The sequence below is a fragment of the Streptomyces lacaronensis genome, assembly GCF_047337785.1.
Taxonomy (GTDB): Bacteria; Actinomycetota; Actinomycetes; order Streptomycetales; family Streptomycetaceae; genus Streptomyces; species Streptomyces lycopersici.
This window is the reverse complement of record NZ_JBLHDK010000003.1, coordinates 373,040-399,127: the sequence shown is the minus strand read 5'-3', so window position 1 is coordinate 399,127 and position 26,088 is coordinate 373,040. Positions and strand designations below refer to the sequence as shown.

Annotated in this window: 4 protein-coding genes and 1 pseudogene; 3 read left to right on the top strand and 2 right to left on the bottom strand. The window is 72.2% G+C overall.

The genetic code is table 11. The features are described 5' to 3' along the window. Positions 1-698 precede the first annotated feature (698 nt). Together ACMTAK_RS02745 and ACMTAK_RS02740 are read left to right on the top strand one after the other, a co-directional pair. A pseudogene (locus ACMTAK_RS02745) lies at positions 699-779 on the top strand (transposase); the annotation flags it as partial. A gap of 296 nt (positions 780-1,075) precedes the next feature. Then, entirely contained in the window at positions 1,076-3,952 is a 2,877-nt protein-coding gene (locus ACMTAK_RS02740) for an ATP-binding protein (protein ID WP_413804642.1), read from the top strand. Positions 3,953-4,025: 73 nt separating this feature from the next. Here ACMTAK_RS02740 and ACMTAK_RS02735 read toward each other — a convergent pair whose 3' ends face one another. Both ACMTAK_RS02735 and ACMTAK_RS02730 read right to left on the bottom strand, forming a co-directional pair. Further along, positions 4,026-5,231 carry a cytochrome P450 gene (locus tag ACMTAK_RS02735; protein WP_413804641.1) on the bottom strand — a complete coding sequence of 402 codons (1,206 nt, stop codon included), beginning with the start codon at positions 5,229-5,231 and terminating at the stop codon, positions 4,026-4,028. Between the two features lie 127 nt (positions 5,232-5,358). Beyond that, positions 5,359-6,264, bottom strand: coding sequence for a 2OG-Fe dioxygenase family protein (locus ACMTAK_RS02730; protein ID WP_413804640.1), 906 nt, complete (start codon positions 6,262-6,264; stop codon positions 5,359-5,361). 248 nt (positions 6,265-6,512) lie between these two features. On the opposite strand from ACMTAK_RS02730, the gene ACMTAK_RS02725 reads away from it, so the two are divergent. After that, positions 6,513-26,057 carry a type I polyketide synthase gene (locus ACMTAK_RS02725; RefSeq protein ID WP_413804639.1) on the top strand — a complete coding sequence of 6,515 codons (19,545 nt, stop codon included), beginning with the start codon at positions 6,513-6,515 and terminating at the stop codon, positions 26,055-26,057. The last annotated feature ends 31 nt before the right edge of the window (positions 26,058-26,088 follow it).

The following is a 26,088-nucleotide window of genomic DNA, read 5'->3' as shown; positions in this document are numbered from 1 at the left end:
AATTACTTGATGAACTCCGGCAGCACACGCCGCGGCCATCGGCGAGGACGAGTGCGTCGATCTTTCCCCGTTGGCAGGCTCTGTGGGACAGCCGGGTCCCGTCGGCCCGGTCCTTGGTGGCCTCGTCGTCCGGGCGCACCTGGACAACGATGTCGACCAGCCGTCAGCCGCTGTCCTGCGCCGTGACGGCTGTCAACTCGCCGGAGGAGGCCGAGGTCCGGCCGAGCTGGTGGGAGATCCCCGCTTCCACAGCGAGGATGCGCATCTGGGGGTCGATGTGTGCCGTGTACGTGCCCGGGGTGGCCCACTGATGCGGCGGGGACCCTTCTGCGAGACCGTGAGAGGCAGGAGGAGGGGCTGTCCGATCTCGATCGCCTGCGATGCCTGCTGGACGAGTGGTCGCCACGGCGCACCGTCTTTCTACGCTCATATGTGGGGGTTAACGGCCGTCGGTCGCAAGTAATGCAGTTGACGATAGGAATTTTCTCTTGGCCGGTCAAGCAATCCTTTGCACGGTCCCGAAACATTGTGGTTCCAGGGTTCGGTGGTGCAGGCAAGCAAGACCGTGTCCTACATGGTCAGCTTGAGCAGTCGTTTGTGGCAGCAGAGGGTGACTGCCAGCCCGAGACAGGCCAGGACATGGTCCGCTCGGTGATCCACCTTCCCGCCGGGGGTCTGTGGTCTGGAGGGCTGGCCGGGTGAGTGAACGGAAGCCGTATCCGAGTGACTTATCGGACGAGCAGTGGGTCCTGATCGAGCCGGCGATCGCCGCGTGGAAGGCCATAGCTCGGTCAGCGGTCAACAGAGCGCCTATGACACCGCACGACCTGCCGCCCAAGGGTGTGCGACGTACGGGCCGAGAGTACGCGGACGGCCTCCGTCAGCAGTTCCGCCCCGGCGTCCGGGTGTGACCCGGCCCAACGGACCTTCGTGAGGCCAGGTGACCTTCAACTCTTCACGCGACTGCCGGAACGTGGCGAACGACAGGGGAAAACGCCACGTTCTAGGAAATCCCTCAGTGGCAGAAGGGACATGATCGTCGCGGCCGAGGGGGGAGAGGGAGAGGGACGCGGCAGTGATCGTCACCCCGGTCGGGCACGGCGCGTACGGGACGCGAGACGGCGAACAGCCCGTGCGATGGGTGGAGCGGGACCGCGAACTCGCCGTGCTCGGCGACCTTGCCAGGCGGACCGCGGCGGGCCACCCCGGCCTTGTCGTCGTACAGGGGCCGGACGGCATCGGCAGGACGGCGTTGCTCCACACCCTCACCGCGGACGCGCGCCGGCTCGGGCTGCGCGTTCTGCACACGCGGGCCGACCCGGACCGGCGCACCCTGCCGCTGGGCACCGTGAGGGCCCTTTGGGGGGCCATGCCCGCCGACACACTCCCGGGCCCGGCCACGCCGCCGCGGCAGCCGGCCCCCGGCGAAGCCGCCCGCGCCCCGGCCGGTGTCCTCCACAGGGCCCTGACCGGATGGCACGAGGCTGTGCGCACCACCGCGGCGCGAGGCCCGCTCCTGATCGCGATCGACGACGTCCATGAGGCCGACCCGGTGTCGCTGCGTTGCCTCGCGTACACCGCGCGCAGGCTGACCGGGCTGCCGGTCCTGCTGGCGCTGGGCCGGCGCGACGGCAACGCGTGGACCCCGCTGGACGAGGCGGCGATGGCCCAGCCGCTGTGCCGCGTCGTGCGGCCACGGCCGCTCACCGCGCCGGGCATCGGCCGGCTAGCCCGGCGGCTCACCGGCGCGGACACCGAGGCGCGGTTCCAGGCGGACTGCCTGGCGGCCACCGGTGGAAGCCCCCTTCTGGTGACCGGGCTGGTCACCGCGCTGCGGGAGCGCGGTGTGTCGCTGACCGGCGCGGGACTCGAGGCGGCGGGCGATCACGACCTACCCGCCTTCCGCGAGTGCGTCGTGCGGCTGCTGCGCCGTCAGCCACCGCCGACCGTGCGGGCCGCCCAGGCCGTGGCGGTACTCGGTGACGCGGCGGACCGCGAGACCTGTGCCCAGCTGGCCAGGGCCGACGCCACCACTTTCGCCCGTGCCCTGTCCGCCCTGGGCTCCCTCGGACTGGCACACGCGTCCTCCCGTACGGACGGCTGGTCCCTCACGCATCCCGCCGTACGGAACGCGGTCCTGGCCGACACGCCGGCCGGGCAACGTGCCGCGCTGCACGGCCGGGCGGCCCGGTTGCTGCACGACGGTGGGGCACCCACCTCGGACGTCGCCGAGCATCTGCTGCGGTCCGAGGTGACGGCGGATCAGCCGTGGGCGAAGGCCGTACTGCTGGACACGGCGCGCAAGGCGATGCTCGACGGCGCGGTGGCACGTGCGGTGGAACTGCTGCGTCGGTGCGTGCCGGACGGCGCGGCGGACGCCTGTGACCCGGACCTGGTGGCGGAACTGGGCATCGCCGAAAGCAGGGTGGACACGGCGGCCGGTATCCGGCATCTGACGGCGGTCCTGGACCGCGTCTCCCGCCCCGGTCTGCGGTTCGCCTCCCTCAGCGCACTCGTCGGTGGACTGGCGCGTACGGGCCAGGTGGACCGCGCCGTCACGCTCCTCGCCCGGCACCGCTCCGCCATGGCCGGTACCGCGGCCGGGGCCGCGAGCGCGAGGCTCCTGGAGGCGGACATGCTGATGGCCGCCATCGACAACCTCGACGCGTACACCAAAATCCTCAAGACGGAGTCGTTCCACATGGACCTGCCGGGCGACACGCCGGAGGCACGCGCCCTCCTCGCGTGGCGCGCGTTCATCTCGGTGTGCCGCATGGATCACGTGCCGCAGGCACTCAGCGCGGCGGGCACGGTGATCAGGATGGGTGGGCCGACCACCGACTCGACCGTCACCCTGGCCACGGCCGCCTCCGTGCTGCTGTACGGTGACCGCCCGCACGAGGCGGACCGTGCGTACCGGCAGCTGATGGACGGCACCGACGTGCGGAGCCAGGCGTACCCCACGCTGCTGGCGCTCGGCGCGGCGGCCGACGAGCGGCTCGGGGCTCTCGACGAGGCGCTGCGGACCACGGCCAAGGCGCTGCGGAAGACCCGGATCGCGCGGGCCACCCGGCATGAGGCGCTGCCCCTGGCGGTACGGCTGCACACCTTCCTCGACCAGGGCGATCTCGCGGCCGCCACAGGCCTGGCCGCCGAGATGCCCGACCCCCGGGCCGACGACGACTGGCAGTGGAACGAACTGCTGTGCGCCCGCGGGCGCCTGCGCCTGGCCCAGGGCGAACCACGGGCCGCCCTGCGGGACTTGACGGAGTGCGGACACCGGCAGCGGGCGTGGCACCGTACGAATCCGGCCGTCTCCTTCTGGTGGTACTGGGCGGGACAGGCCCACCTGGCGGTGGGCGACCGCACGGCAGCGGTCGAGCTGGGCGAATGGGCCGTGGGCCTGGCACGCCCGGCGGGGCTGCCCTGCGCGCTGGGGACCGGGCTCGAACTGCTGGCCGAGGCCGCCGACGAGCGGGACCGGCTGGCTCTGCTCGACGAGGCGGAATCGGTGCTGGCGCCAACCCGTGCGGCGCTGCTGCTGGCCCGGGTGCGGGTGCTCCGGGGCCGGGCGCTGCAACGCGCCGGGCACACCCAGGCGGCCCGGACGGTACTGCACAAGGGCTGGCGGGAGACCCACGCGCTCGGCGCCCGCGCGCTCCACGCCGCCGCCCACCAGGCCCTGCTGGCGACCGGGGCCCGGCCCCGGCGCGCCGTCTCGGGCAGGTCCGGCGCGCTCACCCGGAGCGAGGCCCAGGTCGCGCGCCTGGCGGCCGACGGCTGGTCGAACACGCGGATCGCGGACGCCCTCTTCGTCACGCGCCGGACTGTGGAGGCGCACCTGACCTCGGTGTACCGCAAGCTCGGTCTGTCGTCCGGTCGTCGGGAGCTGCGCCGCGGGCTGGAGCCGGACACGGGCGCGGGCAGCGCCGAGCCGCCTCACCCGCAGTGACCGATGAGGCGGCCGTAGGGCTGGACGACCGTCGGGCCGCGCGTCGTGAACACCCCGACCTCCGCGTGCCGGGTCACGCATCCCAGGTGACTGGGAGACTCTTCACCCCGTGGATGTCCGCGATCTCCGGGCGCAGGGGGACCTGTTCGGCCGGTATGGCAAGGCGCAGTGTGGGGAAGCGGTTGAGGAGGGCGGGGAAGGCGACGCGCATCTCGACGCGGGCCAGTTGCTGGCCCAGGCACTGGTGGACGCCGTGGCCGAAGGCCAGGTGCCCGCCGTCCTGCCGGTGAAGGTCGAGCACGTGGGGGTCGGCGAAGCGCTCGGGGTCGCGGTTGGCGGTGTTGTACGACAGGATCAGCGGCGAGCCGGCCTTGATGGTCTGGCCGCCGAGGTCGACGTCCTCCAGCGCGGTCCGCATGAACGTCTTGCCGACGCTCAGATATCGCAGCAGTTCCTCCACGGCCCGGTCGGTGAGTGAGGGGTCGGCGCGCAGCGCGGCCAGCTGATCCGGGTTGCGCAGCAGCGCGAAGGTGCCGAGCGCCAGCATGTTCGCGGTGGTGTCGAGCCCGGCCGCCAGCAGGATCAGGGCGATGCCCTTCAGCTCCTCGTCGGTCAGATCGCTGTCGGTGAGGTCGCTGAGCACGTCGTCGGTGGGGTGCGCGCGTTTGGCGGCCACCAACTCCGCGAGGTGGTATTGGGTCGTGGTGTAGGCCGCCATCAGGTCCTCGTCGTCTGCCTCCGCGTCCATGAATGAGGCGAACTGGTCCTGGAAGGAGTCCCGGTCCTGGTGCGGCACCCCCAGCAGCTCACAGATCATGATGGCGGGGATGGGTTTGGCGAACGCGGTCACCAGATCGGCCGGAGGCCCGGCCTTCTCCATGGCGTCCAGGTGGTCGGCGGTGATCTGCTCAAGGCGCTCGGTGAGCAGTCGCATCCGCCGTACGGTGAACTTGCCCATCAACGGTTTCCGATAACGGCTGTGCCGGGGCTCGTCCATGAGGAGGAACTCACCGGGCGGCGCCGGGGGGATCTGGATGCCTCCGTAGTCGATGGTCGGGTGGAGCATGAGCTCCTTGCGTGAGCTGAATCTCGGGTCGGCCAGGACCGACTTGATCAGGTCGTACCCGGTGAGCAGCCAGCCGGGTTTTCCGCTGGGGAAGGTGTAGCGGCTGATGGGGCCGTGCCGACGGGCGTCGAGCAGCTCTGCCGGCGGGTCGAAGGGACGGCCGGGCTGACGCGCCGTCGGCATCGTCGTGACGGTGTGCAGGGATTCATCCATGACCAAACCTCATCTTGTACAGCACGCTTTTTAACAATGCTCGAAAATCACTCTCGAGAAATTGCCGTCGCATCAATGTGATGCGGTGACGAAGAATTGACCTGCTGTCACGAGTCCGGCCGGGCGGTCAGCCCACCCGAGTCGTACCGTCCAGAGCCCGCAGTGGCACCGTCATCGGCATGGTCGGGTGCGGTGCGGCGGAGTCGAACTCCTGGGAATGGTGCCCCTCCGCCACCGGCCTGCGGGTCAGAAACGCCAGTAGGTCACGGGTAGCGGGACGCTCCGGGTCAGCCGCGTACAGCGTCGACACGCTGTGCTTCAGCTCGTGGTCGACGATCAGGCACGTGTCGAGGAAGTCGCGGTGCTGGGCGCGGGCGCGCACGAGCTCCGGATCCGTGTCATGCCAGCGGGTGCCATTGGCCTCGTCCATCTCGTGCAGAAACGTGACCGCGCTGTCCTCGGTCATGTTCTGGCTACCGAGGTACGTCGTCATGGTGTGGTCGACGCCGTCGCTGTGCACACCCTCCAGCGCCGGCTCGCCGATCAGGTCCCCGTCGGTGGTGGTCCGCACGTTCAGCAGTGTGCACACCCAGCGGTCGCTGCCGTAGTCGAGCTTCGGCCGGTGCTCGATCGTCATCCCGTCGAACACCAGGAACTTGAACACGAACAGCGCCTTCAGCGCGGTGTTGAGCTGGAGATCGTCGCGGATCTCGTCGAAGATCCGCACCTTTCCGGCGTCGTGCCGCACGAAGTCGTCCTCCGTGGACAGCATGAACGGCTGGAACTCCAGCCGCCGCACCTCCATCGCCACCGGGTCGAAACCGAAACGACCGGTGCGGGTCTTGCGGAACGGCAGCGTCGGATCGCTCTCCAGCGCGTCGCTGACGGTGACGAGCCGGTCGAGATCCTCGTCCGTGGCACCCAGAGCCTGCACGATACGGACCATTTTCTCGCCGGGCACGAAGGTGAAACGGTCACGGATATAGGACGAGCGTATCTGGGCGAGATCGGAATCCAGGCTGTCGTTCGGCATTCCCTTTTCCTCCAGGACGGTGCCGCGAAATTGCGAAAAAAAGTGGCAGGCGCTGAAACCACAGCTGCCACCGGTCTAGCATCGGGGGTTCGGGAAAGCAATAGTCGAACGAAAGGGTCAGGGTCCGCACCTCGGTAAACGCGCCCGCGTACGGCCGTAACGGCGGCATTCGCGGATGCCCAGGCGGGGCCGCGCGAAGAACGATCGGGTATGGCGGGTACCGGACGTGAGAAAAGGTCGCGAGGAAAATGGCTGCGAAAAGCGCACTCACGAAGGCAGCGGAATACTCCAGGGGCGTCGCCGGGCACCTCGTCGACCCGGATACGACGATGGCCGTCATCGGCGTCTCGTGCCGATTCCCCGGTGCCGAGAACCCGGACCGGATGTGGCGGCTGCTGACCGCGGGCGAGAGCAGCGTCGGCGAGGTGCCGCCCGGCCGCTGGTCCGGCCCCGCCGCCGAGGAGACACCCCGCTGGGGAGCGTTCCTGGAACGCCCCGAGGAGTTCGACGCCGCGTTCTTCGGCATCTCCCCGCGCGAGGCGCCGTACGTCGACCCGCAGCAGCGGCTCGCCCTGGAGCTCGGCTGGGAGGCCCTGGAGAACGCCCGCATCGTGCCGGACCAGGTGCGCGGCACCCGCCTGGGCACGTTCGTCGGAGCCACCGGCGACGACTACGCCCAGCTGTTGTCCCCGCACGTCCACACCCTCGCCACCCAGCACTCCCTGCCCGGTGTGCAGCGCGGCGTCATCGCCAACCGCCTCGCTGCCTTCCTCGGTGCCCGCGGCCCCAGCATCACTGTCGACTCCGCCCAGTCCTCCTCCTTGGTCGCGCTCCACCTGGCCTGCGGGAGCCTGCGCGGCGAGGAGTCCGACATGGCGCTCGTATGCGGGGTCAACCTCCATCTGCTGCCGCAGAGTGTGCTGCTCGCCTCCCGCCTGGGCGCCCTGTCCCCGCGGGGGCGCTGCTTCGCCTTCGACGAGCGGGCGGACGGCTACGTGCCCGGCGAGGGCGGCGGCGCCGTCGTCCTGAAGCGCCTTCGCACCGCCCTCGCCGATGGCGACCGCATCCTGTGCCTGGTCCGTGGCAGCGCCACCACCAACGACCCGGACGGCGTAACCCTCACCGCGCCGACCGTCGCCGCCCAGGCTGATGCCCTCGCCCGCGCCTACCGGCACGCCGGTATCGCCCCGGACGCCGTCGACTACGTCGAACTGCACGGCACCGGCACCCCTACCGGGGACCCCGTCGAGGCCGCCGCCCTCAGCGAGGTCATCGGCCGACACCGCCCCGCCGACCGCCCCTTGGCCGTGGGTTCCGTGAAGACCAACATCGGCCACCTGAGCGGCGCGGCCGGCATCGCCGGCTTCATCAAGACCGTGCTCGCCCTCGTCCACCGGCAACTGCCCCCCAGCCTCAACTTCGACAATCCCCATCCGCGTATCCCCCTCGACGCACTCAACCTGCGCGTCCAGCGGCAGCTGGGCCCATGGCCCGGCGCCCCCGCCGCCGACCGGTCACTCGTGGCAGGCGTCAGCTCCTTCGGTATGGGCGGCAGCAACTGCCATGTCGTACTGAGCGACTGGCACCCCGAGCCCGAACCGGCCCGGCCCGAACCGGACCCGCTCGCCGTGCCCTGGCTGCTGTCCGGGCGTGGCGAGGCGGCTCTGCGCGACGCCGCGTCCCGGCTCGAGAACAGCGATGCCGCGCGTGACCCGGAGGTCTCGGCGGCAGATGTCGCCTGGTCCCTCGCCTCCTCCCGGAGCGCCTTCGAGCGCCGCGCCGCGATCGTGGCGTCCTCACGGGACGACCTCCTCGCCGGGGTGCGGGCGCTGGCCGAGGGATCCACCGCGCCCGGTGTCCTGACCGGGACGGCCGTACCGGGTGGAGTGGGGGTGGTGTTCTCGGGTCAGGGGTCCGAGCACGGTGGTATGGGGACGGGCCTGGCTCGTTTCCCGGCCTTCGCCGAGGCGCTGGCCGAGGTGTGCCAGGTCTTCGACGAGGTGGCCGGGGAGGTCGCGGACGAGGTTGGTCTGTCGGAGGAGGCGCGTGAGCGGTTCGGTGTGGAGCGGGGGGAGTTCGGCGCGCTTCTGCGGCGTGTGATGGCGGAGGGGGCCGACGACGGGGAACCCGGTCTGGGCGGGACCGGTTGGGCTCAGGCGGGGTTGTTCGCGTTCGGTGTGGCGGCGTGGCGGCTGGTGTCGTCGTTGGGCGTGGTGCCGTCGGTGGTGGCCGGGCATTCGGTGGGGGAAGCGATCGCCGCTCATGTGGCGGGCGTGTGGTCGTTGCGGGATGCGGCGCGGGTGGTGTTGGCGCGCGGCTGGTTGATGGAGCCGATGTTGGAGCAGTTCGGCCGGGTGCTGGGGTCGGTGGAGTTCGCGGCTCCCCGGCTGGCTGTGACATCGAATGTCACGGGGCGGGTCGCCGAGCCGGAGCTGCTGCGGAATCCCGCCTACTGGGCGCGGCATGTCGAGGAGACGGTGCGGTTCGCCGACGAGGTCTCCGCCATGCGGGCCCAAGGGGTCTCGACGTTCCTGGAGATCGGCCCCGGGGCCGCCCTCACTACTATGATCAAGGAGTCCGTACGCGCGTCGGCGCCCGGCGCCGAGCAGCGTCCCGACGTCTCCGCGGTCCCTCTGTGCCGCCGTGACCTGGACGAGGGACAGTCGCTGGTCCAGGCGCTCGCGCAGCTGTGGGCGCGCGGGACCGATGTCGACTGGGAGCCGCTGCTCGGGGCCGCACGGCAGGTGGATCTGCCGACGTACCCGTTCCAGCGGCAACGGTTCTGGCTCGACGTCGATGCTCCGGCCGCCGCCTCCGCCCCAATTCCCACTCCGACCCCGATCCCGGCCTCCGTCACCGCTCCGGCCGGAGAACCTTCCGGTGCGTTCCCCCGCACCCTGCGTGAACTGCCCGACCTGCTCCAACTGGTGCGGGAGCAGACAGGCGCCATCATGCGGGACTCCGGCCCCGTCGATACGGCGCTGACGTTCAGGGACCTCGGCTTCAACTCGCTCATGACCGAGGAACTCGCGGAGGCGCTCGCAGCCCGCACCGGCCTGCCTCTCAAAGCGGAGGCGGTCTTCGGGTACCCGACCCCCGCGGCCCTGGCCGAGCATCTGCGCGATGCGCTCACCAGCACCGAACACATCCCAGATACTCGTGAACGGCGGGCGGCGGACGAGCCGTTGGCGATCGTCGGCATGGCCTGCCGCTACCCGGGCGGCGTTGCCTCGGCGGACGACCTGTGGCGCCTCTTGGCGTCCGGCGGGGACGCGATCGGCGGGCCGCCCACCGACCGCGGCTGGGCCCTGGACATCCTGCACGGAGCGGACTCCGGCGACCACGTTCCGGCCGGCGGCTTCCTGTACAACGCGGGCGACTTCGACGCGGAGTTCTTCGGTATTTCTCCGCGGGAGGCGTTGGCGATGGATCCGCAGCAGCGGTTGTTGCTGGAGAGTGCTTGGGAGGCGTTGGAGCGGGCTGGTATGGATCCGGTGGGTCTGCGTGGTTCGGCTACGGGTGTTTACGTGGGTGCCACTACGCAGGATTACGGTCCTCGTGCGTACGGTGCTCCGGAGCATCTCACGGGTCACGTTCTCACGGGGAGTACGCCGAGTGTGTTGTCGGGTCGTGTGGCGTACTCGTTTGGTTTTGAGGGGCCCGCGGTGACGGTGGATACGGCGTGTTCGTCGTCGTTGGTGGCGTTGCATCTGGCTGGTCGGGCGTTGCGGTCGGGGGAGTGTGATCTGGCGCTTGCGGGTGGTGTGACGGTGATGGCCACTCCGGGGATGTTCATTGAGTTCGGTCAGCAGCGGGGGTTGGCGGTGGATGGGCGGTGCAAGCCGTTTTCTGCGGCTGCGGATGGTACGGGGTGGAGTGAGGGTGTTGGTGTCCTGGTGCTGGAGCGGTTGTCGGACGCCCGGCGTCTTGGGCATGGGGTGCTGGCGGTGGTGCGGGGGAGTGCGGTCAATCAGGATGGTGCGTCGAATGGTCTGACGGCGCCGAGTGGTCGGTCGCAGCAGAGGGTGATCCGGGCGGCGTTGGCGGACGCGGGGCTGTCCGCGGACGAGGTGGACGTGGTCGAGGCACACGGCACGGGAACGCGGCTGGGCGATCCGATCGAGGCGCAGGCGCTGGCGGAGGCATACGGGCGGGGGCGGGATCCGGAGCGGCCGTTGTGGCTGGGGTCGCTGAAGTCCAACATCGGGCACACCCAGGCCGCCGCCGGCGTCGGTGGCGTGATCAAGATGGTGCAGGCGATGCGGCACGGGACATTGCCCGCTTCGCTGCACGCGGAAGAGCCGACGCCGCGCGTGGCGTGGGAGTCGAGCGGCCTGGAACTGCTGGCGGAGCCACGGGAGTGGCCGGAGCGGGCCGGTCGTCCGCGGCGTGCGGGTGTGTCGTCGTTCGGGATCAGTGGCACGAACGCGCATGTGATCGTGGAGGAAGCTCCGGCTGTGGCCGAGCCGGGGAGCGAGCGTGGTGAGCTTCCGGTGGTGCCGTGGGTGCTGTCGGGGCGTAGTGGTGGGGCGTTGCGGGGGCAGGCGGAGCGGCTGGCGGCGTTCGTCGAGGCGCGGCCCGAGGTGTCTTTCGCCGATGTCGGGGCCTCCCTGGTGAATGGCCGTGCGGTGCTGGAGCATCGGGCGGTGGTCGCGGGCACCGGGCGGGATGAACTCCTCGGCGCGGTACGGGCGCTGGCCCGCGGCACCACGGAAGGCGCCGCCGTGGTGGGCGAGCGCGACGACACCGCGTCGCGGGTGGTGCTGGTGTTCCCCGGGCAGGGGGCGCAGTGGGTGGGTATGGCGGTGGAGTTGTTGGCGGATTCGCCGGTGTTCGCCGCGCGGATGCGAGAGTGCGCGGTGGCGTTGAAGCCTCATCTCGACCTACCGCTTCTTGAGGTCCTGGGTGATGCGGTGGCGTTGGAGCGGGTGGATGTGGTGCAGCCCGCGCTGTGGGCGGTGATGGTGTCGTTGGCCGAGGTGTGGCGTTCGTATGGTGTGGAGCCGTCGGCTGTGGTGGGTCATTCGCAGGGTGAGATCGCCGCCGCTGTCGTCGCGGGTGCTCTGTCGCTGGAGGACGGGGCGCGGGTGGTGGCCCTGCGCAGCCGCGCCGTCGCCGCGGAACTGTCGGGGCGTGGCGGCATGGCGGTCGTGCGGGTCCCTGCCGACGAGGCACGCCGGGTCATCGGAGATCTTCGGGACGTGGTGTCGGTTGCGGCGGTCAACGGGCCTGCGACCACGGTGGTTTCGGGTACGCCGGAGGGGCTGGAGGCGCTTGAGGCCCGGTGTGGGCGGGAGGGGGTGCGGTTCCGGCGGGTGGCGGTGGACTACGCCTCGCACTCCGCTCAGGTGGATGCGCTTCAGGACCGGATCCTCGCCGATCTGGCCCCGATCCGGGCGCGTCGTGCGGAGGTTCCGTTCTTCTCCACGGTCATCGGCGGCTGGTTGGGGGAGGGGGTGCCGGACGCCTCCTACTGGGTGCGCAACCTCCGCCGTCCCGTCCGTTTCGAGGAGGCCGTTCGTGCGCTGGCTGCCGACGGCTTCGGCGCGTTCGTCGAATGCAGCCCCCATCCGGTGCTGACAGGGGACATTCAGCACACCCTGGAGGAGGCCGGTCAGGACGCGGCCGTCGTCGGTTCGCTCGTCCGTGATGACGGTGGCCCACGACGCCTGCTGACCTCGCTGGCGGAGGCTTTCGTACGGGGCGTCCCGGTGGACTGGGCGCAGGTGTTCGCCGGTTCCGGGGCCCGCCACGTCGACCTGCCCACCTACGCCTTCCAACATGAACGCTACTGGTTCGACGCCGACACGGGCACCCTCGACGTGTCGGCCGCCGGCCTCACCCCCGCCCGGCATCCACTGCTCGGCGCCGCCGTCCGCACCGCCGACGGCAGCACCCTCGTCCTGACCGGACGGATCGCCGCGCACACCCACCGATGGCTCTACGACCACACCGTCGGTACCCTCGCCCTGCTGCCCGGGACGGCTCTGCTCGAACTGGCCGTGCAGGCGGGGGACCGGTACGGCGCCCCGCACGTCGGCGAACTCGTCCTCCACGCCCCCATGGTGCTGCCCGGTCCGGGCGGCGCCGCGGACCTCCAGATCACGGTTACCTCGTCCGGCGAGCCGGGCTGTGCCACGGCCACCGTCCAGGCACGCGCTGCCACGGACGACGCCGACGCTCCGTGGACGCACCACGCCACCGCGACGCTTACCGCGACCCCCGCCACCCGGGCCCGGCCCGTCTCGGACTGGGCCACCACCTGGCCGCCGGCCGGAGCCACCCCGACTGGCCCTGGCGATGTCTACGCCGACCTGGCCGACACCGGCTACACCTACGGACCTGCGTTCCAGGGTCTCGGCCACCTGTGGGCGGCTCCCGACGGAACCGTCTACGCCGACGCACGCCTCCCGGAGCGGGACCAGGACGGCACCAGCACCGGAACAGCCACGGGCACGGTCACCGGTGACGGCGACGGATACGCCCTCCACCCGGTCCTCCTCGATGCCGTCCTGCACGCCGTGTCGGCCGGCCGCGTGCTGGGCGGCGAGCTGCGCCTGCCGTACGCCTGGGGCGATGTCGCCCTGTACGCCGCCGGTGCCCGTGCCCTGCGCGCCCGTATCGCGCGTACCGGCGAGGGCGAGGTCGCCATCGACCTCGCCGACGAGGCCGGGCGCCCGGTGGGAAGCATCGGATCGCTCACCATGCGGCCGGCCGACACCGCTCGGCTCGGCGCGCCGACCGGGGCAGCCGCCCGGTCGCTGTTCGCCGTGGAGTGGGACGCCCTGTCGCCGGGCGACCCGCGACCCACCGGCCTCTGGGCCTTGCTGGCCGGTGACGACGGCCCGGTCCCGGCCGCCCTCCGGGACAGCGGCGCCCTCCCGGCCACAGCGGCCGCCTACCGGGACGCCGGCCATCTGCGCACCGCCCTCGACGCCGGCGCCGCCGTACCCGACGTCCTCGTATGGCTCGTGCCGCACGCGGACGACGACCCCGTGACCGCCGCCCACGCGCACGCGGCGGCGGCCCTGGAAACCGCCCGCGCCCTGCTCCTCGACGACCGGATGACCGCCACCCGCCTCCTCGCCGTCACCGAGGGTGCTGCCGGCCCGGACGCCGTGACCGACGTCGCCGCGGCCACCGTCTGGGGTCTGCTGCGCACCGCGCAGACCGAGACCCCCGGGCGGTTCCTCCTCGTGGACACCGACCGGCACCGGGAATCACTCCGGCTCCTGCCCGCCGTCGCGGCGGGCGCGGAACCGCAGGTCGCACTGCGCGCCGGCCGCGTCCACACCCCCCGGCTCGCCCGTGCCACGGCCGTGACCGCCGACGCCGCCGGCCCCTTCGGCCCGGACGGTACGGTCCTGCTCACCGGCGCCTCCGGGCGGATCGGCGGCCTGCTCGCCCGGCGCCTGGTCCACGAACACGGCGTACGCAGGTTGTTGTTCGTCAGCCGCCGCGGAGCCGCCGCGACCCGCGACCTCGCCGCGGAACTCACCGAGGCGGGCTGCGCGGTGACGACGGTCGCCTGCGACCCGGCCGACCGCGGCGCGCTCGCCGCCGCCCTCGCGAGCGTCCGTACCGAGCACCCCCTCACCGCGGTGGTGCACGCCGCAGGCGCCACCGACGACGGTGCGGTCACCTCCTTGACGGCCGGACAACTCGCCAAGGTTCTGCGGCCCAAGGTGGATGCCGCCTGGCACCTGCACGAACTCACCCGTGAGGAGCCGCTGACCGCGTTCATCGTCCTGTCATCGGTCTCCGGTGTGCTCGGCACCGCCGGGCAGGCCAACTACGCCGCCGCCAACGCCTTCCTCGACGCACTGGCCGCCCACCGCTCCCATCTGGGCCTGCCCGGCCAGTCCCACGCCTGGGGCCTGTGGGACCAGCACGGCAGCGGCGGCGGCATGGCATCGGGCCTCGACGACACCGACCGGTCGCGGCTGGCGCAGCTCGGGGTGGTGCCGCTGCCCGAGGACGAGGCTCTCGCCCTGTTCGACCGCGCGGTCGCCGACCCGAGGCCGCTCATGGTCCCCGCGAAGCTGGACGTGCGTCCGGTCCGTGAGCGGGCCCCGCAGGACGGCGTGCCGGCGCTGCTGCGCCGCATCGTCCGCCCGCCGCGTGCGACCGGCGGAAACGGGGACTCTCCGTTCGCCGCCCGTCTGGCGGCCCTCGCACCGGACGAGCGGCCCGGCCTGGCCCTCGATCTCGTACGGGCCCAGGCCGCCGCCGTCCTCCGCTTCGCGTCGGCGGAGCGAGTCCCCGCCACACGGCCCTTCCGGGACATCGGCTTCGACTCGCTCGGCTCGGTCGAGCTGCGCAATCGGCTCAACACCGAGACCGGCCTGCGGCTGCCCGCCGGGCTGCTCTTCGACTACCCCACGCCCACCGCGCTCGCCACGTTCCTGGTGGGCGAACTGGCCGGTGCCGTGGATGCCGCGTCCGGCGAGGGGCGGCCCGTGCTGACCGCCCGTGCCGACGAACCTCCCGACGCCGCGCCCGCCGACACCACGGTGGCCGACGCCGCGCCCGGAGAGGAACGGGCCGCCCGGGCCGACGAACCCCTGGCGATCGTCGGGATGGCCTGCCGCTACCCCGGGGGTGTGGCCAGCCCCGAGGACCTGTGGGAGTTGGTGTCCACCGGCGCCGATGGCATCGGCCCCTTTCCGGCCGACCGAGGCTGGGATCTCGACGCGCTCTACCACCCCGACCCCGACCACCCGGGCACCTCGTACACCCGTGAGGGCGGATTCCTGTATGACGCGGGGGACTTCGACGCGGGCTTCTTCGGCATCTCGCCACGGGAGGCGTTGGCGATGGATCCGCAGCAGCGGCTGCTGCTGGAGACGTCGTGGGAGGCGCTGGAGCAGGCAGGACTCGACGCGAGCGGCGTACGCGCCGACCGCACCGGCGTCTTCGCGGGCCTCGTGTACCACGACTACGCTCCGCCTCTGGACCGGACCCCCGAGCACATCGAGAGCCTCATCCTGGCCGGTAACACCGGCAGCGTTCTGTCCGGACGTGTGGCGTACACGTTCGGTTTCGAGGGGCCCGCGGTGACGGTGGACACGGCGTGTTCGTCGTCGTTGGTGGCGCTGCATCTGGCTGGTCAGGCGCTGCGGTCGGGGGAGTGCGATCTGGCGCTGGCGGGCGGCGTGACGGTCATGGCCACTCCCGCCCCCTTTGTTCAGTTCGGTCGGCAGCGAGGGCTGGCGGCGGACGGCCGGTGCAAGCCGTTTTCGGCGGCCGCGGACGGTACGGGCTTCTCCGAGGGCGTGGGTGTCCTGGTGCTGGAGCGGCTGTCGGACGCCCAGCGGAACGGGCACCAGGTGCTGGCGGTGGTCCGTGGCTCGGCCGTCAACCAGGACGGTGCGTCGAACGGTCTGACGGCGCCGAACGGTCCCTCGCAGCAGCGGGTGATCCGGGCGGCGCTGGCGAACGCGGGCCTGTCGGCGTACGAGGTGGACGCGGTCGAGGCGCATGGCACGGGGACGACCCTCGGAGACCCGATCGAGGCCGATGCCCTGCTCGCCACGTACGGGGAGGGACGGGATCCCGAACGGCCGCTGTGGCTGGGGTCGGTGAAGTCCAACATCGGGCACACCCAGGCCGCCGCCGGTGTCGCCGGCGTGATCAAGATGGTGCAGGCGCTGCGGCACGGGACGCTGCCCGCGTCCCTGTACGCCGGGGAACCCTCCCCGCATGTCGACTGGTCCCCCGGGACCATGCGGCTTCTGACGGAGAGGCGCGACTGGCCGGTGCGGAGCGGTCGTCCGCGGCGTGCGGGTGTGTCGTCGTTCGGGATCAGCGGCACGAACGCGCATGTGATCGTGGAGGAAGCTCCGGCTGTGGCTGAGCCGCGTGGTGAACGCGGTGAGCTTCCGGTGGTGCCGTGGGTGCTGTCGGGGCGTGGTGGTGCCGCGTTGCGGGGGCAGGCGGAGCGGCTGGCGGCGTTTGTCGAGGCGGCGCCCGAGGTGTCCCTCGTTGATGTCGGGGCCTCGCTTGTCACCGGTCGTGCGGTGCATGAGCACCGTGCGGTGGTAGCGGGTGCGAGCCGGGATGAACTGCTGGACGCGGTACGGGCGTTGGCCCGTGGGTCTGGTGACAGCGGCGAGGTACGGGGCGACGACGCCGAGCCTCGGGCGGTGTTCGTGTTCCCTGGGCAGGGGTCGCAGTGGGTGGGGATGGCGGCGGAGTTGCTGGCTGATTCGCCGGTGTTCGCCGCGCGGATGGGGGAGTGTGCGGGGGCGTTGGAGCCGTATCTGGACCGGCCGTTGCTGGATGTGCTGGGTGATGCGGGGGCGTTGGAGCGCGTTGAGCTGGTTCAGCCCGCGTTGTGGGCGGTGATGGTGTCGTTGGCGGAGGTGTGGCGGTCGTTCGGGGTGCGTCCGGCGGCTGTGGTCGGCCATTCGCAGGGGGAGATCGCCGCCGCGGTGGTGGCGGATGCGTTGTCGTTGGAGGACGGGGCGCGGGTGGTGGCGTTGCGCAGCCGTGCCGTCGCCGCCGAGTTGGCCGGACACGGGGGCATGGCGGTCGTGGCCACGTCCGAGAACGAGGTGCGCCGCCTCATGGAGGACGTCACGGACGCGGTGTCCGTCGCGGCGGTCAACGGGCCTGTGACCACGGTGGTTTCGGGTTCGCCGGAAGGGCTGAAGGAGCTGGAGGACCGGTGTGGGCGGGAGGGTGTGCGGTTCCGGCGGGTGGCGGTGGACTATGCCTCGCATTCCGCTCAGGTGGATGCGCTTCAGGACCGGATCCTCGGCGATCTGGCCCCGATCCGGGCGCGTCGTGCGGAGGTTCCGTTCTTCTCCACGGTCACCGGCTCCTGGCTGGGGGAGGAGGTGCCGGACGCCGCCTACTGGGTGCGCAACCTCCGCCGTCCCGTCCGTTTCGAGGAGGCCGTACGGGCCCTCGCAGCCAACGGCTTCGGCGCGTTCATCGAGTGCAGTCCCCACCCGGTGCTGACCGCCGCCGTGCGGGAGACCCTGGAATCGGTCGGTCATGAGGCGGCGGTGGCCGGGACGTTGCGCCGCGACGACGGCGGAGCCCGGCGCCTGTTCACCTCGTTCGGCGAGGCCTTCGTACGGGGCGTGCCTGTGGACTGGGCGCGGGTGTTCGCCGGTTCCGGGGCCCGCCGCGTCGGCCTGCCCACGTACGCCTTCCAGCGCGCACGCTACTGGTGGGACCCCGCCACGCTGCGGGGGCCCGCGATCCCCCAGGACACCACCGGCTCCGCCGACGACACCGGCTTCTGGGGGGCCGTGGAGAACGGCGACACCGAGACCCTGGCGGGCGCCCTCGCCCTCGACGGCGCGTCCCTCGCCCCGGTCCTGCCCGCCCTGCGCGCCTGGCGCCGGGACCGTACGGCGGCGGCCACCGTCGACTCCTGGCGCTACCACACCCGTTGGGTCCCCGCGTCCCTGCCGGACGCGCCCACCCTGACCGGCGCCTGGCTGCTGGCCGTACCCGCCGGCTCCGCCGTCGCGGCCGACTGTGCCGCCGCGGTCACCGCCGCCGTACGCGACCACGGCGGTGACGTCACCACCCTCGACCTGCCGACCACGGCCACTCGGGAGGACATCGCCCGGCTGCTGCCCGGGGGAACGTACGCGGGCGTGGTGTCCCTGCTGTCCGCCGCCGACGGCCCCGCCACTGAGGACGGCTTACCGCGGGCCGGGCTCACCGCGACCGTCGCCCTGATCCAGGCCCTCGGCGACGCGGGGATCGGCGTCCCCCTGTGGTTCCTGACCCACGACGCGGTCACCGCCACCGACCAGGATGTCCGTACCCACCGCGGCAGCGCGGCGGCACAGCACATGGCGTGGGGCTTGGGCAGGATCGTTGCCTTGGAACACCCCGAGCGGTTCGGCGGTCTCGTCGACCTGCCCGCCCGGCCCGACTCCCGAACAGGCCGCCTCCTCGCGGGGCTTCTCTCCGGCACCACCGGCGAGGACCAGGCCGCCCTCCGCTCGTCCGGTGCCCTCGTACGCCGCCTGGCCCGCGCGGCCGCCGCCACTGGTTCGCACCCCGCATGGCGGCCGCGCGGCACCGTCCTGGTCACCGGCGGCACCGGAGGACTCGGCGCCCGCGTGGCCCGTCATCTGGCCCGGTCCGGCGCCGAACATCTCGTACTGGCCGGCCGCCGCGGCCCCGGCGCGCCCGGTGCCGCCGAGCTGAGCGCCGAGCTGGAAGCCGAAGGCGTACGCGTCACCGTGGCCGCCTGCGACGTCGGCGACCGCGCGGACCTCGCCCGGCTGCTCGACGCCGTGCCCGGCGACTGCCCGCTGACGGCCGTGGTGCACACCGCCGCCACCCTCGACGACGCCGTCGTCGAGCACCTCACCTCCAGCCAGATCGACCGGGTCCTGCGCGCCAAGGCCGACGGCGCCTGGCACCTGCACGAGCTGACCCGGGACAGCGACCTGGACGCCTTCGTACTGTTCTCCTCCGTGGCCGGTACTCTCGGCGCCTCCGGGCAGGGCAACTACGCCCCCGGCAACGCCTATCTGGACGCCCTCGCCGAAGAGAGGCACGCCCTCGGACTGCCCGCCACCTCCATCGCCTGGGGCATCTGGGACGAGCGGGGCATGGCCGCGGGGGACGGCATCGGGGCGGCGGCCCGCCGCCACGGCCTGCCCGTCATGGCACCCGGCCTCGCAGCCACCGCCGTGACAGTGGCGGCCGGTGACCCCGAGCCGACCGTCATGGTCGCGGACGTGGAGTGGGACAGGTTCCACGTCGCCTACACCGCCACCCGGCCCAGCCCGTTCCTCGCTGACCTGCCCGACGTACGGCGGCTCACCCTGGTCGAACCTGCGGACACGCCCGCGCCACGCGCCGCCACCGGGTCCGGGGATCTCGCCTCCCGGCTCACCGCGCTCGGCGGCCACACCGAACAACGGGCCGCCCTCCTGACCACTGTCCGCGAGCAGGCCGCCGTGGTGCTCGGCCACGCGGGCCCCGACGCGGTGGATCCCAGCACCGCCTACCGGGATCTGGGCTTCGACTCCGTCACCGCCGTCGAACTGCGCAACCGGCTCAACAGCGCCACCGGCCTGCGACTGCCGTCCACCATCGTCTTCGACCACCCCAACCCCCACGCCCTGGCCGCGCACCTGCACAGCGAACTCCTCGGCGACACCCCGGATCGGGACACCCTGCCCACGCCCCCGGCGGCGCCCGTTGCGGCCGCCGAAGAGGCGGAGGATCCCGTCGTCATCGTCGGTATGAGCTGCCGGTTCCCCGGCGACGTCCGCTCGCCCGGGGACCTGTGGCGGCTGCTCCAGGCGGGCGGCGACGCCATCGCGCCGTTCCCCGACGACCGTGGCTGGGATCTCGCCGCCCTCCACGCCCCCGACTCCGGCCGGGCCGGCACCTCGCACACCCGCGAGGGCGGCTTCCTCTACGACGCGGGCGACTTCGACGCCGGCTTCTTCGGTATTTCTCCGCGCGAGGCGTTGGCGATGGATCCCCAGCAGCGGCTGCTGCTGGAGACCTCGTGGGAGGCGCTGGAGGGCGCGGGCATCGACCCGACGACGCTGCGCGGCACCCGCGCGGCCGTCTTCACCGGCAGCAACGGCGGCGACTACCTCGCCATCGGCCCGGACGCTCCCGAGGCGGCCGCCGGATACGTCGCCACGGGCAACATCGGCAGCGTCCTGTCCGGCCGGGTCTCGTACGCGCTCGGCTTCGAGGGACCGGCCATCACCGTCGACACCGCCTGCTCCGCCTCCCTCGTCGCCCTGCATCTCGCCGCCCGGTCGCTCCAGCAGGGCGAGTGCGACCTCGCCCTCGCCGGCGGCGTCACCGTCATGTCCACACCGGGCATCTTCACCGAGTTCACCCGCCAGGGCGGGCTCGCCCCCGACGGCCGCAGCAAGGCGTTCGCCGCGAACGCGGACGGGGCGGGCTTCGCCGAGGGGGTGGGGGTGCTGGTCGTCGAACGACTGTCGGACGCCCGGCGGAACGGGCATCGGGTGTGGGCGGTCGTACGGGGAAGCGCCATCAACCAGGACGGGGCATCGAACGGTCTGACAGCACCCAACGGCGTGGCACAGCAACGGGTGATCCGGGCGGCGTTGGCGGACGCGGGGCTGTCCGCGGGCGATGTGGACGTGGTGGAGGCGCACGGCACGGGGACGAAGCTGGGCGACCCGATCGAGGCACGGGCGCTGCTCGCCACGTACGGGCGGGGGCGGGACCCGCAACGGCCGCTCTGGCTGGGGTCGGTGAAGTCCAACCTCGGGCATACCCAGGCCGCCGCTGGAGTGGCAGGCGTCATCAAGACCGTACTGGCCCTGCACCACGCACAGCTCCCCCGGACCCTGCACGTCGACGAACCCACGCCGCACGTCGACTGGTCCTCCGACGCCGTACGACTGCTGGTGGAGCCGCGCGACTGGCCGGACACCGGGCGCCCGCGGCGCGCGGGGGTCTCCTCGTTCGGCGTCAGCGGCACGAACGCCCACGTCATCCTGGAGCAGGGCCCCGACTGCGCGGCCCCGGAGAACCCGGCCGTCCCCGACAGCACGGTCGTGCCCTGGGCGGTGTCGGCCAAGTCCGAGGCCGCGCTACGGGAGCAGGCCCGCCGGCTGCTGCCGCTGCTTGCCGACGGCACATCCGCCACCGGCGTCTGCCACGCGCTGGCGACCACCCGCGCCCGCTTCGACCACCGGGCGGTCGTCCTCGGCGCGAGCACCGCCGAACGGCACGACGCGCTCGAGGGCCTGGCCACGGACCAGGACACGCCCGCCGTCGTCCGCGGCACCACCGTCGCCTCCGGCGACCGCGTCGCCTTTGTGTTTCCGGGCCAGGGGTCGCAGTGGGTGGGGATGGCGGCGGAGTTGCTGGCTGATTCGCCGGTGTTCGCCGCGCGGATGGGGGAGTGTGCGGGGGCGTTGGAGCCGTATCTGGACCGGCCGCTGTTGGATGTGCTGGGTGATGCGGGGGCGTTGGAGCGCGTTGAGCTGGTTCAGCCCGCGTTGTGGGCGGTGATGGTGTCGTTGGCGGAGGTGTGGCGGTCGTTCGGGGTGCGTCCGGCGGCTGTGGTCGGCCATTCGCAGGGGGAGATCGCCGCCGCGGTGGTGGCGGGTGCGTTGTCGTTGGAGGACGGGGCGGGGGTGGTGGCCCTGCGCAGCCGTGCTGTTGCCGCCGGGCTCTCCGGCCGCGGCGGTATGGTCTCCGTCAGCGAGCCGGTCACCGAGGTCGAACAGCGACTCGCCGCCCACGGTGAGCGGATGACCGTCGCGGCGGTCAACGGCCCCGGCGCGACGGTCGTGTCGGGCGACGCTGACGCCCTCGACGCACTGCTCACCGCGTGCGAGGCCGAAGGCGTACGGGCGCGCCGCGTTCCCGTCGACTACGCCTCCCACTGCGCGCAGGTGGAGGACATCCGGGGTGAGGTGGAGAAGGCGGTCTCCGGTGTGGTGCCGTGCGCGGCCGAGGTGCCGTTCTACTCCACCGTGACCGCCGGTTGCCTCGACACGACGGGGCTGGACGCCGACTACTGGTATCGCAATCTGCGTTCTCCGGTCCGGTTCGAGGAGACCGTACGGCTGCTTCTCGACGAGGGATTCCGGCAGTTCGTTGAGGTCAGCCCGCACCCGGTGCTGACGACCGGTGTGCAGGACACCGCCGAGGATTGCGGCACCGAGGTCTCCGTCGTGGGCACACTCCGCCGTGATGACGGCGGCGAGGCACGTCTGCTGAGGTCGCTCGCCGAGGCGTACGTCGCCGGAGCCCCCGTGGAATGGGCGCGCACGCTCGGCCAGCCCCCCGCCCACCGGGTCGACTTGCCGACGTACGCCTTCCAGCGGCGCCGCTTCTGGGTCCAGCAATACGGCGCCTCCGCCGCCGCGCACGGCATGGCCGGCACCGGGCACGCCCTGCTCGGCAGCGGCGTACCGCTGCCCGGCTCGGACGGGTTCCTGTTCACCGGGCGCCTGGCGCTCCGCGACCAGCCCTGGCTGGCCGACCACTCCGTGCTCGGCCGCGTCGTCGTACCCGGCACGGCGTTCCTGGACATGGCGCTGCGCGCCGCCGACGTGGTCGGATGCGACCACGTGGCCGAACTGACCCTCGAAACCCCGCTGGTCCTCACCGCGACCGGGACGACCCATGTGCAGGTCCTAGTGGCCGCGCCCGACAACGACGGCGATCGCGAGATCAGCGTCCACGCCCGAGCCCAGGACGCGCCGCCCCACGCCTGGACGCGGCACGCACGGGGAATGCTGACCACTGGCGCGCCCGACGAGCCCGCCGGTCTTGGCAGTTGGCCCCCGGACGGGGCGCGGCGGGTGGAGACGGCGGGGCTCTACGAGCGGCTGAGCGGCGAGGGCCTGGCGTACGGGCCGGTCTTCCGCGGTGTGGAGACCGTCTGGCGGGACGGCGGCGGCGTGGTGTTCGCCGAGGTGACGCTGCCCGGCGCGGCAGAGGCAGACGCGGGGGAGCCGGATGCGGGGGAGCCGGACATCGCTGGCTTCGGAGTACATCCGGCGCTGCTGGACGCGGCGTTGCACGCGTGGCTGGCCGGTGCGGACGGCCCGGACTCGGAGACCGTACGGCTGCCGTTCCTGTGGACCGACGTCACGCTGCACGCCACGGGAGCCACGCGGCTACGGGTCGTGCTCACTCCGGAGGCATCGGGCGAGGGCGCGCTGTCGGTGCTGGTCACGGACGCCGCCGGGCTGCCAGTCCTCTCCGCCCGGTCGCTGGTGACCCGCCCGGTCACCGAAGCGACGTTCCCCGCGCCCCCGGGGGCAGGTGCGTCCCTGTACCGTGTGGCTTGGAGCACGGTGGCCGGATCCGGGGCGGAGGCGGGGGTGGCGCCCCACGTCGCGGTGCTCGGCGAGGCCACCGGTGGCCTGCCGGAGCCCGACCCCGCGCTCGCCGATTGCCGCGACCTGTCGGCGCTGGAGGACCGTCTGGGCTCCGGCGATCAGCCGGTGCCCGACCACGTCCTGGCCGAGGTCTCCACACGAGGCGGCGACCTGCTCCCGGCCGCCGCCGAACACGCCGCCCGGCACGCCCTGGACCTTGTCCAGCGCTGGCTCGGCTCAGCACGGTTCACCGGATCACGGCTGGTGCTGGTGACCCGGGGCGCGGTCGCGGTCGAAGGCGGCGAGCCCATGGCGGGCCTCGCGGCCTCCCCGGTCTGGGGGCTGGTGCGGTCCGCGCAGAACGAACACCCCGGCCGTCTCGCACTGCTCGACCTGGATCCGCACGGCACGAACCCTGACACGGTACGGCGGGCGCTGGCCGTCGGCGAACCCCAACTCACCATCCGCGGCGACGAGATCCTGGCGCCGCAGCTCGTCCGCGATGAGCCGGAACATGTCCGCGACGAGCCCGGCCAGTCGGCGCACGCGCGGCACACCGGCCCCTGGCAGCTCGCCTCCACCGGGAACGGCACGCTGGACGGCCTGATATGGGTTCCTGACCCGGCGGCCGCCGACCGTGTTCTGGGTGCGCATGAGGTGTGTGTTGAGGTGTGCGCGGCTGGGGTTAATTTCCGCGATGTTCTTCTTTCACTTGGTATGTATCCCGGCGCCGAGGGTGCTGCGATGGGCAGTGAGGGTGCGGGGGTTGTGGTGGAGGTCGGCTCCGGTGTGACGAGTGTCGGGGTTGGTGATCGTGTGATGGGCGTGTGGGAGGACGGGTTCCGGTCGTCGGTGGTGGTGGATGAGTGTGTGGTGGTGGGGGTGCCGGCGGGGTGGAGTTTTGAGCAGGCTGCTTCGGTGCCGGTGGCGTTTGTGACGGCGTATTACGCGTTGGTGGATCTGGCGGGTGTGCGTGCGGGGGAGTCGGTGCTGATCCACTCGGCTGCTGGTGGGGTGGGGATGGCGGCGGTGCAGTTGGCGCGTCATTTGGGTGCGGAGGTGTTCGCGACGGCGAGTGAGGCGAAGTGGCCGGTGGTGCGGGGGTTGGGGGTGTCGGGGGAGCGGATTGCGTCGTCGCGTTCGGCGGAGTTCGAGAGGGTTTTCCGGCCGGGTGTGGGTCCGGGTGTGGATGTGGTTTTGGATTCGTTGGCGGGGGAGTTGGTGGATGCGTCGCTGCGGTTGGTGCGGCCGGGCGGGCGGTTTGTGGAGATGGGGAAGGTGGATGTGCGGGATGCGGCGGAGGTGGCTGAGGCTTTTGATGGGGTGAGGTACCGGGCGTTTGACCTTGCGGAGGCGGGTCCTGAGCGAATCGGTGCGGTGCTGCGTGAGGTGATGGGGTTGTTTGAGTCGGGTGTTTTGGAGTTGTTGCCGGTCGGGGTGTGGGATGTGCGGCGGGCGGGTGAGGCGTTTTGGGTGATGAGCCGGGCGCGGCATGTGGGGAAGCTGGTGCTGAGTGTGCCGGTGCGCTCTGGTGTGGATGCCGAAAATGGCTGGGTGGTCGTGTCGGGGGCGTCCGGTGTGCTGGGTGGTGTGGTGGCCCGTCATCTGGTGGCTGAGCGGGGTGTGCGGCGTCTGGCGTTGCTCAGCCGCCGGGGTGAGGACGCGCCGGGGACGAGGGAGCTGGTGGGGGAACTCACTTCCGCGGGGGCTGAGGTGCGGGTTACCGCGTGTGATGTGGCGGACCGGGACGCGCTCGGGGAGGTGCTGTCCTCTCTGGACGGCGGCGTATCAGGCGTGGTGCATGCGGCGGGTGTGCTGGATGACGTGACGGTGGAGTCCCTGAGTCCGGAGCGGTTGGCGGGGGTCTTGGCGGCGAAGGTCGCGGGGGCGTGGAACCTGCATGAGTTGACCCTGCGTCACGGTGTCCGTTCGTTTGTGGTGTTCTCTTCTGCTGCTGGTGTGCTGGGTGGGCCGGGGCAGGCGAATTACGCGGCGGGAAACACGTTCCTGGATGCTCTGGCGGCGTTCCGGCGGTCGCGTGGCCTGCCGGGTGTGTCGGTGGCGTGGGGTTTGTGGGCCGAGCGTTCGACGATGACGGAAGGCCTCGACGGCACCGACCTCACCCGCCTCGCCCGCATGGGCGTCGTACCGATGCGGAACGACGACGCGCTCCGTCTCTTCGACGCGGCCGCGGAGTCCCCGCGGAGCCTGGTGCTGGCGGCCGAACTGGACAGCCGCGCCCTCGGCGCGGCCGATATGGACACCCCGGTCCAGCCCATGCTCCGTGGCCTGGCCGAGCGGCAGGTGCCATCCCGCCGCCGTTGGACCGCATCCACCGGGGACGAACCGCGACTGGACGGCGCGCCGTTGGCACGTCAGCTCGTCGGACTCGGTGAGGGTGAGCGCCGGCGGGTGCTGCTGCTCTCCGTGCGCGAGCACGCCGCGACCGTACTCGGACACGGGTCGGCCGCGTCGATCCCCGCCGAGCAGGGCTTCCTCGACATGGGTTTCGACTCGCTGACCGCTGTGGAACTGCGTAACCGCCTCAGCACCGCGACCGGACTACGGCTGCCCGCGACCCTTGTCTTCAACCACCCCGACGCCACCCGCCTCGCCGACTACCTCGGCGCGCGGCTGACGCCACCGGACACGGTCGACGACGCCGACACCGCGCTGCGCGCCGAACTCGACCGGCTGGAGACGAGGTTGCACGACTCGACCGCCATCACAGACGACGCCACCCGGGCCATGGTGGTCACCCGGCTCCAGGACCTCCTGTCCCACTGGAGCGCCGCCCCGAATGGGAGCGCCGCCCCGAATGGGAGCGCCGCCCCGAACGGGAGTACTGCCAGGAACGGGAGCGCCGCCTCGAATGACGCGGGGGCCGGCGGGGCGGCCGACGTGGCCGAAAACCTGGAGTCGGCCGGGGCGGACGAACTCTTCAGCTTCATCGACCGGGAATTCGGCTCGCACTGACGGCGCCCGCCCCTCCCCGCCCCTCGGCCCT